Origin of the sequence: Enterococcus sp. DIV0183 (assembly GCF_050541505.1) — a bacterium.
Lineage (GTDB): Bacteria > Bacillota > Bacilli > Lactobacillales > Enterococcaceae > Enterococcus > Enterococcus faecalis.
In genome coordinates this window covers 394,303-406,423 of record NZ_CP172932.1, presented here as the reverse complement: position 1 = coordinate 406,423, position 12,121 = coordinate 394,303, and the positions used below count along the sequence as shown (strand labels likewise).

Genomic DNA, 12,121 nt, shown 5'->3' with positions numbered 1-12,121 from the left:
TCAAAAGTATGTTATTATACTAAATGAAATATTTATATTTGTAAAATAAATATTTGCAATACCAACTATTAAGATAGTAAATAGAAAGAGGCGATTTTATGTTCGAATGGATCAAAACATTTATTGCTGTGTATGAAACCAAAAATTTTAGTGCGGCGGCCAAACAATTGTATATTTCTCAGCCAACTGTTTCTTTGCAAATCAAGAAATTAGAGCAACACTTTTCGATCAAGCTGTTCTATCGTAATGGAAAACAATCGGTTATTCCTACCAAAGAAGCTGATTTTTTATATCCAAAAATGCTCTCGATTATTGAAAGCTTAACTACTTCTTTTGCGCAAGCTGCAGAAAAAGAGAATTTTAAAGAAGACTGCATTATAGCCTCTTCAAATACAGTTGCTATTTATTTACTGCCAGATATTATGGAGAGTTTGGTTACCGCTTTTCCACTCATCAACTTTTCGATTCAACTGATGAATTCAAACGAAGTCGTGGATATGGTTCAAAATAATCATGCCCACATTGGACTAATTGAAAAACCCATTGAAACCAAAAATCTACACAAAGAAATTGTTTATGAAGATCAACTAGTTCTAGCAGGAGATGCCGCTTCAAAATTTTGGCTCTTAAGAGAAAAGAACTCTGGCTTACGTTTTTTCAATGAGCTTTATCTCAACGAACACAGCATCAACTTACCAATTATCGAATTAAACAACAACGAAGTCCTGTTACAATTGCTAAAAAATAACATTGGGCAATCAATTGTTTCTCGATTATCTATTTCCGATGAGATCCCTTGGCAACCAATTGATCAGTCCTTTGCTTCTCGAAAAATTTTCATTGTCCAGACCGATCACCATGCCAATACTTCCTTCTCTGAAGTTTATAACCGAATCGTTGAAAAAATTCGTGAACGACAAACCTAAAAAACAGGAGAACGACTTAGCTTTCGCTAAATCGTTTTCCTGTTTTTTATTCATCAGTTTCCTCTACCAATTCAAATTCAAAAGGTTCTAACTCAAATAGTTGGTGTAAAATTTGCTGGGTTTCTTGGAACACTTGTTGTGGCTCTTTACACAAAAGAGTGCTTTGAATGGTCTGTTTTTTTGATTGAAAAAGAATTCTCGTTTCCTCTTCCTTAAATACAACTTGATGAGTTTCCCTTTCAAACACCGTATATTCTTCGAACATTTCCATAACTAATTTTTGACGAAACCCTTCTTTGAGTGCTAATAAAGTTACTAAATCTGCAACGGTTAGCATTTCTAACGCAATTGTTTCATCTTCTACATGAACAAGATAATTCGTACACTTCACATTCGGACAGGCATTGCAGCCGCCATTAATCAAGTCTGAGGTAGTTGTTATTTTCACCTGTTTCATCTTAATCCTTCTTTCCTACTTTTCGAGAAAAACACAAGGGGTCTCCTCAAAAATATTCAATAAAATATGATTGACTTCTTGAAAGACTTCTTCGTGATTCCGGCATTGTTTTTCCATTACTAAACGCAGATCATTCACAACAAAAGTCAACGTCGTCGCTTGTTGGGAAACATGTATACAACGGTTGCCTTTAACAAAACATTCTGTTTGTTCTTCAATGAATGGTTCTTTTTGATAGCCATATGCTGAAGCGACACATTCCAGGATTTCGTAGATTTCTATTTTTGGAAGTTCATAGCTACAGCTACCGATAACTAGTTGAAAACAGTTCGGCTGTTTTTCATTATTGCTTGCATAATACACTGTTGTCGTTGTCATTTTGCCTCCTTATCTCCTCTATTTTCCTACTCTTATCATAACAAAAAAAGCACGCTTCCCTTATTTAAATTGTTAATAAAGACTATTACAGATTGGTATAACCACACCTAAAAGTTCGTGATATAATTCACTAAGAAAGAAATATTACAGAAAGAAGAGATGAACGATGAAAGTATTTAACAAAAAAGTCGCAATTATTGGTACTGGTTTTGTTGGCACAAGTATTGCCTATTCCATGATCAACCAAGGGATTGCGAATGAATTAATCTTAGTTGATATTGACAAAGCCAAATCTGAAGGCGAAGCAATTGACTTATTAGATGGTGTGTCTTGGGGTCAAGAAAATGTAAACGTCTGGGCTGGCGACTATCAAGACTGCCAAGATGCCGATATCGTCGTGATTACAGCTGGTGCTAATCAAAAACCTGGGCAAAGTCGTCTAGATTTGGTTTCAATCAATGCAGAAATTATGAAAACAATTGTTAACAATATCATGAAATCTGGTTTTGATGGAATTTTAGTGATTGCCTCAAATCCTGTCGATGTACTGACTTATGTGGCTTGGCAAGCTTCTGGTTTACCTGTTTCAAGAGTAATTGGAACTGGTACAACTTTGGACACAACTCGTTTCCGCAAAGAACTGTCTCAACGTTTAGCGATTGATCCACGCAATGTTCACGGCTATATTATTGGCGAACACGGGGATTCTGAAGTGGCTGTCTGGTCTCATACCATGATTGGTACCAAACCTATTTTAGAAATTGTGGATACGACAGAGCGCTTAACTAGTGACGATTTACCAATCATTTCTGATAAAGTGAAAAATACAGCTTATGAAATTATCGATCGCAAACAAGCGACCTATTATGGGATTGGTATGAGTACTGCACGCATTGTTAAAGCCATTTTAAATAATGAACAAGCTATTTTACCTGTCTCAGCTTACTTAGATGGGCAATATGGGCAACAAGATGTATTTACAGGGATTCCTGCAGTCGTTGGCAATCAAGGTGTGACTGACATTATTGAATTGAATCTGAATGCCGCTGAAAAAGAACTCTTCCAAAAATCAGTGACACAATTAAAACAAGTGATGGCATCGTTACAACCGAACGCTTAGTAATTTTTAACTAAAAATAACACTTCAACTAAATTATTCTCTACCAAAATAGATTCTAATTCCCCTTTATCGTTCTTTTTGGTACCATGAAAGAAGAACTTCAACTAAAGCAGAAATTAGGAGGACAAAAAATGGTAATCCAAGGAGATACGTTAGAAAATAGCGCACGTCGTTTATTGCAAGAACGTGGCGTAACAATGAATGATTTAGCTGAACTTGTGTTATTTTTACAAAAAGATTATATTGACAATTTAACATTAGATACTTGTTTAGAAAGTGTTGATGCCGTGTTAACAAAGCGTGAAGTACACAACGCGATTATTACAGGTGTCCAACTGGATATTCTGGCAGAAGAAAACAAGCTACTCTCACCGTTACAAGAAATTTTAACGGAAGATGAAGGGCTTTATGGCATTGATGAAATTATGGCGCTCTCCATTGTAAATGTTTATGGATCTATCGGTTTTACGAACTATGGGTATATCGACAAGGTAAAACCAGGCATTTTAAAAGAGTTAAATGCGCATGATGGCGAACATGTCCACACATTCTTGGATGATATCGTGGGCGCAATTGCGGCTGCGGCTGCCAGTCGGTTGGCCCACTCACAACCAGATTTAAGTGATATTACTAAATAAAAAACTTGCCTCTTCATTTTTATGAGAAGAGGCAAGTTTTTTATTTGCTGGACTTCTCACAAGCTTTCTACTTAACAGTAATTATTTGCCGTGTTATGTTACAGTCAAGAATAAACAGCTAAAGGAGGTTATCTAGAAATGAAAAAGTTTTTACGCGTATTTTTAATTTTTATTGGGGTATTCTTTCTTGCAAGTTGCGGTTCAAAAATAGAGACAAAAACCTTTGTAGGTTCGCCACAAGATGGGATTGATTCCACCTTAACCTATACGTACCAAGGAGATAAAGTCTTAACGCAAACGGCTAAAAACATTGTTTCTTATGACAAATTGGGGATTACAAAAGAAGAGGCAAAAACAGCGTTGGAACCCGTTTCTAAACAATATGAGGACATCAAAGGGCTTGATTACAAACTGACCTATGAGGACAAACAAGCCATCGAAAAATTGACGATTAATTATGAAAAACTTGATTATGATAAAGCAAAAAAAGTGGATGGTATCCAGATTGATGGAGATTCTTCTAAGGGAATTAGCATGAAGAAAAGCCAAGAATTGGTGGAGTCACAAGGTTATACAGAACAAAAATAATAAAAGAAAGCGTGCGACAATGGGCATTGTTGCACGCTTTCTTTTGATTATTTAAATCGATGTTGCCATCTTCACTGCCTGAATTGGGTCAAAATGATGGACAGAGTAAACGACTGTACCGGCTTGCCAAACTACTGAGTTGCGATTATAGTCAGTGGTTCCTGCCACGTTCAGTGTGATTTGACCAACGGTATTCGGTGCTGGTAATGTTTCTTGTTCCAAAATGTTGACAACATTTTTCGCTAAATCATCAGGCGATTCACCATTGATATTTGAGGCCCGTACGACTAAACTCCAATTGCCTTCTTGCCAAGATAAGTAACTAGAACCTGCCGCCCCTTGTTTATACCCAGTAATATTGTAACCTAAATCTACTGGTTGACCGCCATTGTCAATGATTTGGTTCACTGCATTTTTTGCTTCGGCATCAGAGCCATATGTTTTTTTCTCAAAAGAACTAATTGGCGTTAACTGATTGACACGTGCATCATTCACTGGAATCGCTTCTTTTTCTGCATAATATAAAACACGGAAATTGTTTTGATCCGCTTGTGAAGTTGTCGCTGCAGTTAAAAAGTTATTCGTTTGACTCGTTAAAATTGCCTGCGGTAAGCCTTGACCAGGAAACATGTTTGCTAGCTGGTTAAGCACTTGGTTGGCTTGGTCATCTGGATTCGCATTTTTCGCTGGTGATTGCTTCTCTGCTGAGCCATTATTTGCCGCTTCCTTCGTAGAAGAAGCTGTTGCTTTCGAATCAGCTGTTGTTGTTCCTGACGGTTTCGCATCACTAGATTTTGTTGTTGCTTTGCTACTTGATTCTTTTGTAGCAGATGCTTTTGTACTCTCGACTGTGGTACTTTCCGCAGCACTGGAACGACTATCCGTATTTTCTGTACTTTTTCCGCCGCCGCATGCTGCTAAAGCAAGGGTTAAAAGAAAAGCACTAGAAATAAGCCCTATCTTTTTCATAAGAATTCCTCCTTGTTTTCCCTACCCTTATTGTACCTTAATCATGTGTATCCGTCACTTGTTTGTGTTTCGTTCTAAGTTGGTTTAAATAACAGAAAGTGGACGGTAGGATTCGAACCTACACCTCAACATTGAGCAAGAATAAACTACTGTTAGTCTCTATGAGTTTAACACCACGTTCATCCACCTATTTGATTGATCCTTTGTATCATAACTTAGAATAATTAAATTGCCTTTAAGGAGCTTCAAAGATTATATGAAGAATTGTAAAAAATCTGTGACGAAAAAACGATTGAACCAATCAGTAGATACACTGAGGTTCAATCGTAACCAATTGTTTAATTATCTGAAAAAACTCACAATTCAACGTTAGTCCCTGGTGCTTTTTTGTTTTCCCCTTGTTGTTTTTTTAAGAATATCCCCAAAATGACGGTGATAATGGGACAAAGCAATGGGAAAAAGGCATACGGTAAGTATTCTAGTGCACCAACTTTTAACGTTCCCATAATGAAGGTACCACTAACTCCCCAAGGAATTAACGAGTTGACTGCCGCCCCAGCATCTGCCAAAGTACGAGTTAAATATTTTTTATCAATACCTAAACGAGTAAATGAGGATTTAAATGTTTCCCCTGGTAAAATAATTGACAAATATTGTTCGCCAACTAGTAAGTTAATTCCCACAGAACTTAAAGCAGTTAAAGCGATTAATTTAGCTGGATTATTCACATAGCCTTTAATTTTATCAATTAAAGTAGCCACGATGTTAAACTTAATCAACAAGCCGCCCAAACCTAATGCCAAAATAATCAACGCAGCAGAACCTAACATGCTTTCAATCCCACCACGAGATAAAAGTGTATCAATACTTTGGTCCCCTGTATCTGCCACATAACCACTCATTAAGATGGTAGAAACTTTCGCTAAACTTAGGTGATGATCATTTATAAAAGCTAAGATGACCGCCACTGTAGAGCCGACTAGTAATGTTGGAATAGCCGGTACCTTTTTCCAGGCGAATAAGAATAAAACCGCTACTGGCAACAATGTAATCGGTGAAATCCAGAATCCTTGATGTAACGTTTGGACCATTGCATCAACCGATTGTAAATCCGCCGAACCAGATTGATGCCCCAAGAAGATATAGCCGACAATCGAAATAATAAACGCCGGAATAACAGTGTACATCATGTTTAGTATATGTTCAAAAAGGTTCACGCCACCAATTCCAGCAGCTAAGTTTGTTGTATCAGATAACGGTGAAATGTTGTTCCCTAAAAAGGCACCTGAAACAACTGCACCAGCTGTCATCGCATTGTCGAATCCAAGAATATGTCCAATACCTAGAAAGGCAATCCCCATAGTTGAAACAGTCGTAAAGGAGCTCCCTACCGTCACACCAACTAGTGCACAGACCACAAAAACGGTTGGTAAGAAGAACTTCACTGAGATAATTTTAAAACCATAAACCATAATTGTTGGAATCGTCCCAGACAAGATCCAAGTAGCAACTAAGACACCTATCAACAAGAAAATAATAATCGGAATGATCCCTGGTTTAATCCCTTCCACAATGCCTTCGTGGATCTCATCCCAAGAAAATCCTTTCCATTTGCCATAAAGCAACAACAACATGAATACAAAAAGAATCGGTATGTGAGGGGTTAATTTTTGACCAATAATTAAGTACCCGAGAATCGCTAACAAGGCAACCAAAATGCCTAAACTTTCAGCGAACGAAACAGTGGGTTTCGTTGATTTCATATGAAAACCTCCTTTTATGGAAAGCGAAAACTGAAGCAATAATCGAACTTGCTTCAGTTTCCAAACGACAATTTACTATAGTCATCAGATGAAGAGGCACTCAGCAAAATAATTGCTGGCCTTTTTATTCACCTAAATCTTCTTTTACTTCCGTTGCCCAACTTGCTTTTTTAAAGCGATTAATGATTAACGGAATCACAAACATGACAATAGTGATTAATGCAACTAAGACTGCATCAGTCACGGTTGTTGTACCTAATGTGGCGAAAATAACAATGATAACACTAAAAATTAACATTGCTGCCACTAAATAAGCTAAGCCATTACCTTTTTTACCAATTCGGTAAGGACGTAGTGTATCTGGTTGAGATTTACGTAATTTAATTAGGGAAATCGCAATCAATACATACACAATACTATAAATAATTGTTGTTGCATTTGTTAAAGTTAAGAATACAGCGTTGACATCATCCATTACCCCATAAAGTAAAGCGAATAATGAGATAACCACAGATTGTGTTAACACAACGTTACGAGAAACGCCATATTTATTTTCGCGATGGAAACCAAATTTTGGTGGCAATAAGCCATCACGAGCAACTTGAATAATTGTTTTTGATGGTCCAGTAACCCAAGCAGATAATTGTAATAACACACCTAAGAAGACCATGAAACTAAAGATATTACCAATAATTGTTGGTAAACCTAAAACGTCACAATAAAGCAAAATTGGTTGTGTAATGTTAGACAATTCCATTTTGCCATTTGGAACAATATTAGCAACAAACATTGCATTAATAACGTTTAATAAAACTAAACCAATTAATGAAATGAAAACGCCTTTTGTATAATTTTTTGTTGCATCTTTCAAACGAGGAATATAAACAGAAGACATTTCAATCCCAACAAAGATAAACGCAATCCCTGCTAGATATTTAAATGTGTCCATATTTTCTAAGTTTGGTAAAACTTTTGACCAAGAGAAGGCACCTAAATAGCCGCCAGGTGTTAAGCCTACTTTAATCATTGAAAGAAGACCTAAAACAAACATAACTAATACTGGGATGTAAACACCTAGCCAAACACCAATATTTCCGCCAACTTTCGCCATATCAAATTTCAAGTTCAAGATTGTAATAATCCAGTAAATCACTAAGATACAACCTAATACGAACCAATGATTTTCACCTAAATGAACATTACCAAATGTATTACCTAGCAAAGGGCCTAATGTAGAAGCAACCATTACCATTCCTGGGAACATTTGCACCCATAGTAACCAAGCGACAACAAATCCCCATTTGCTACCTAAGGCAGTTTTAACCCAAAGTTGAGGGCCACCTTCTTGAGGAAGCATCGTAGATAATTCACCAGATATCAATGCGATTGGACCAGCAAAGAATAAGACCGCGAAAATTGTGTAAGAAATTAATGTCCAACCAACAGCAGCAAGTGTTGGGATACTACGTACAGTTGCACACAATGCCATTGTTAAACCGATAAAAGTACCTAATTCAATTTTTTTAACTTGTTGTTTATCCAATTTTGTACACTCCTTATAAGATTTTGGATAAGGAGCATGAATGACTGTTATACGCTGAGTAAAACAGTCATTCGACTGCCTCTTACCCAGACAAAGAATTGGTTAAGAGGTTAGCCGTCTGGTTGATTTATCTCTTAAATAAATCAACCAGACGAACGTTCCCTCGTTCGGTTACCATTTCTTTTTTCCGTTTAAGATTCAATTATTTTACGTCGTAAATTTGTTCTAATTTTTCTTGTAAAGCAGCTTGAATCTTAGGAGCGTAAACATCAAATTCTTCTTTATCGTTCATGTATGGAGTCATTACAGCAGCACGTAACACAGTTACTTTACCTGCACGGTTCCATTCTTCGTCACTAAATCCTAAGCTGTTTACAAATTTTAATGGGCTGTTGCCATAATCTGGAATAGCAAAGTCAGTATGTGAAGTAATGAATTCGTTGTTGTAAATATTTCCTTTAACGTATGATGCATAGTCATATACATCATGGTTTAATTTGTTCATTGCTACTAAATCATCGTTGCCTTTTTCTTTAAACACATAGTCAACCATGTTGAAGTCTGGATGAGTTAATGTGTGGACTTCGATTTCTTTGTCGCCAACTTTGAATGTTAAATCATTCAAGAAGTTATAGAAATGATGTGATCCTTCAATTGAAGCACCAATTAATTTACCATAACCTGCAACGTTTAAAGGTAAAACGTGATGTGCAGCCCATACAGAAGCAGCTGTTGCACCAGCTTTTGAACCTTCAAGGATATAAGCACCTAGTAACGCAGGAATATCGGCACCTTTTTCAAATACGTAAGTTGCGAAGTAAGAAATAACGTCGCGCATACGGATATCTTGGATAACGATACCACCAGCTGAATAAGGGATATAACCCATTTTATGAGGGTCAATTGTTACTGATTCTGCTAATTCGATTGCTTTATATGCATCATACACTTCTCTTGAAATGTGTTCTTTTTTCTCTTTGAAGACACCGTATTCTTCGTGAACATCTTGTAAATCTTCGTAAGGGATGAAGTTGTTGTCTTCGTCTAAGAAGATGGCACGTCCATAACCACCATAAGCAGCATCAACGTGTACATAATAGTAAATACCGTCTTTCATTAATTCATCGCGTAAAGCAATAATTTTATCGATTGAGTCAACGGCACCTTCTTCAGTAGAACCAACTACACCGACAACACCTAGCACTGGAATTTGTTCTTCTGCTAAGCCACGAACGATTTTTTCTAATTCGTTGATATCCATACGGTAGTTATGGTCAACTGGTACTGGGATAACTTGATCTAAACCGATACCGATAATATCAGCAGCTTTTAACCAAGAATAGTGTTTAGTTTGTGGAACTAACCATTTACCGATTGTTTGTAAATGTTTACCTGAACGAGCTGAATGAGCTTTGATTTCATCAATTTCATCTTCAGCTGATTCTAATAAGTCCATAATTTCTTTTGTTGGCATGTTCAATAGTTCCCAATCTGATTTGCCAGCAACTAATTCTGGTTTTACTTCTTTCATAGCAAATGGTAATGATTTAATGTTACGGGCATACCATAAGCCTTCTAAGTTAGCTAAAGAACCATCAGCAACGATGTGTCCCCAACCATTTTTGTAGCTCATTAAGTGAGCAAATTCATGTCCTACTTCTTCTTCCATTTGAGAAGTTGCTGGAGAAGATTCATAGGCAACGTTGTTCCCGTTCCATAGCATTGCAAAGTTGTAAGCTAATAGAGAAGGCATTAATGTTTCTGAGTTCATATGTCCCCAATATCTACCTGCTGTATGCCATGGAACTGAATGTGTACGCATGCGAGAAGAGATTTCATTCAATACATCTTTCATATGGTTGACAGTTTTTTCGTAGCTTTCAGATGTGCGTTCTTGAGAAGAGATAACTGGCATGTCTTGTGGCATGTAGTTTTGACGCCATCCTAAATGTTCATCTACTAAGTCGATCAACAAGTCTTTATATAATTGTCCGTTTTCGGCTTTGTCCCCAATGAATAGTGCATTAAGGTTCATTTCGCCTTTTGCTAATTTTTCGTTTTTCATACGAAAATTCCTCCTTACAAATTTTAATGAATTAGATTTTGCATTCACAACTTACACCCAAACGGCTAAAGTGTAAAGAAGAAAAATAACAATGGTTATCATAGCTCTTTAATTTTATAATTTTTTCACAAGGTGTCTTGTCAGAACCATTATATAAAAAAATAAGAGTGGGATTGTGTGTACAATCCCACTCTTATTAGGTGTATTAACGGTTTCACCACTACCTGTAAGGAGAAATAGAATTTTAACTTTGATCAAATAATCACACGTCTTCTCTTCGTGAAATTATTATCAATTTCTAATCCATTACTTTTGCTAAAAAGTAATTTTTCTTCCCTTTCCGTACAACAACGAATTTTCCATCGAAATGTTGTGTTGGATCGACTGCAAAATCTAAATCGGTAACTCGGTCACCGTTAATACTTATAGCTCCTCCGCTCACATCTTCGCGAGCTTGACGTTTTGATGGTTCGATTTCTGTGTCAACTAACCAATCTACGATGTTTTTAGCATCTTTGGTAATTTCAACAGTTGGCACATGTTCTAACCCTTGCTCGATTTCCTCAATCGTTAAGTCTTTAATATTGCCTGAGAAAAGAGCTTCTGAAATTTTTTGCGCTTCTTCTAATGCTGCATCATCGTGAACAAATCGTGTCACTTCTTCAGCTAAGCGTCTTTGTGCTTCACGTTTACCTGGTTCTTTTTCAACTTTTTCAGCTAACGCATCGATTTCTTCTTTATCTAAGAAAGTAAAGAATTTCAAGTATTTGATGACATCACGATCATCTTGGTTTAACCAGAATTGGTAGAATTCAAATGGTGAGGTTTTCTTAGGATCTAACCAGATAGCGCCACCCGCTGTTTTCCCAAATTTTGTACCATCTGCTTTTAGCATTAAAGGAATGGTTAACCCGAATACTTTGGCTTCTGGTCCTTCTTTTTTACGAATCAAATCTAATCCTGCAGTGATATTGCCCCATTGATCAGCGCCACCAATTTGCAATTGAATATTATGTTTTTTATGCAATGTGTAAAAGTCAATTGATTGAAGAATTTGGTATGTGAATTCTGTAAAGGAAATGCCACTTTCTAAACGACTAGCGACAATGTCTTTTGCCAACATCGTGTTGACATTAAAGTTTTTCCCGTAATCTCTTAAAAAATCTAATAAAGATAGTTCTGATAACCAATCGTAGTTGTTCACCATTGTTACCTCAGCATCTTTACCAAATAATTTTTTCATTTGATTTGAAAGACTGTCCACATTATGTTGCACAGCTTCCATCGTTTGTAAAACACGTTCAGTTGTTCGTCCACTTGGGTCACCAATTGTTCCAGTTCCGCCACCAATTAAAATGTATGGGTGATGACCTGCTAATTGGAATCGTTTCATCATCATAAAAGGAATTAAATGTCCAATATGCATGCTATCTCCAGTTGGATCGACACCGCAATATAGCGAAATGCTCGTATTTTCTGTAAGTTCTCTTAGTCCTTCTTCGTTTGTTTGTTGATTGATTGCATCACGCCATGCTAGCTCGTCAATGATATTCATGTTATCACCCTCCATATTTATAATTATCTCTTTATAGGAAATCGTTCATTTAAAGAAATAAACGATTAACACACTTGTTTTTACACGATATTCCGTGTTTATTTCTATGTATACACGGG

General features: G+C 36.6%; 11 protein-coding genes. 4 read left to right on the top strand and 7 right to left on the bottom strand.

From position 1 onward, the window contains the following. Positions 1-98: 98 nt before the first annotated feature. Positions 99-926, top strand: a complete 828-nt coding sequence (locus IGK72_RS02065) for a LysR family transcriptional regulator (protein ID WP_002358639.1) — start codon at positions 99-101, stop codon at positions 924-926. Positions 927-972: 46 nt separating this feature from the next. Here IGK72_RS02065 and IGK72_RS02060 read toward each other — a convergent pair whose 3' ends face one another. Together IGK72_RS02060 and IGK72_RS02055 are read right to left on the bottom strand one after the other, a co-directional pair. After that, positions 973-1,383 carry a DUF4809 family protein gene (locus IGK72_RS02060; protein ID WP_070416191.1) on the bottom strand — a complete coding sequence of 137 codons (411 nt, stop codon included), beginning with the start codon at positions 1,381-1,383 and terminating at the stop codon, positions 973-975. 15 nt (positions 1,384-1,398) lie between these two features. Continuing rightward, entirely contained in the window at positions 1,399-1,761 is a 363-nt protein-coding gene (locus tag IGK72_RS02055; RefSeq protein WP_002361220.1) for a DUF4809 family protein, read from the bottom strand. 166 nt (positions 1,762-1,927) lie between these two features. On the opposite strand from IGK72_RS02055, the gene IGK72_RS02050 reads away from it, so the two are divergent. The 3 genes from IGK72_RS02050 (at position 1,928) to IGK72_RS02040 (ending at position 4,107) form a co-directional block, all read left to right on the top strand. Further along, complete coding sequence (locus IGK72_RS02050) at positions 1,928-2,881, top strand: L-lactate dehydrogenase (RefSeq protein WP_002358635.1); 954 nt, start codon at positions 1,928-1,930, stop codon at positions 2,879-2,881. A gap of 131 nt (positions 2,882-3,012) precedes the next feature. After that, a complete protein-coding gene (locus IGK72_RS02045) occupies positions 3,013-3,519 on the top strand; it encodes a phosphatidylglycerophosphatase A family protein (RefSeq protein WP_002355457.1) in 507 nt (168 codons plus the stop codon). 138 nt (positions 3,520-3,657) lie between these two features. Next, entirely contained in the window at positions 3,658-4,107 is a 450-nt protein-coding gene (locus tag IGK72_RS02040) for a YehR family lipoprotein (RefSeq protein ID WP_002355456.1), read from the top strand. 51 nt (positions 4,108-4,158) lie between these two features. On the opposite strand, the gene IGK72_RS02035 is transcribed toward IGK72_RS02040, so the two are convergent. The 5 genes from IGK72_RS02035 to tyrS form a co-directional block, all read right to left on the bottom strand. Next, entirely contained in the window at positions 4,159-5,076 is a 918-nt protein-coding gene (locus tag IGK72_RS02035; protein WP_002358633.1) for a hypothetical protein, read from the bottom strand. A 356-nt stretch (positions 5,077-5,432) separates the two neighbouring features. Next, entirely contained in the window at positions 5,433-6,839 is a 1,407-nt protein-coding gene (gene nhaC, locus IGK72_RS02030) for a Na+/H+ antiporter NhaC (RefSeq protein WP_002358632.1), read from the bottom strand. A 124-nt stretch (positions 6,840-6,963) separates the two neighbouring features. Continuing rightward, a complete protein-coding gene (gene tyrP, locus IGK72_RS02025) occupies positions 6,964-8,382 on the bottom strand; it encodes a tyrosine-tyramine antiporter (RefSeq protein WP_002355453.1) in 1,419 nt (472 codons plus the stop codon). A gap of 202 nt (positions 8,383-8,584) precedes the next feature. Continuing rightward, entirely contained in the window at positions 8,585-10,447 is a 1,863-nt protein-coding gene (gene tdc / locus IGK72_RS02020; RefSeq protein ID WP_023894902.1) for a tyrosine decarboxylase, read from the bottom strand. A 298-nt stretch (positions 10,448-10,745) separates the two neighbouring features. Continuing rightward, the gene (tyrS, locus tag IGK72_RS02015; protein WP_002355444.1) at positions 10,746-12,002 is read right to left on the bottom strand and encodes a tyrosine--tRNA ligase; all 1,257 of its coding nucleotides are present in this window, start codon (positions 12,000-12,002) and stop codon (positions 10,746-10,748) included. Between the last annotated feature and the right edge of the window lie 119 nt (positions 12,003-12,121).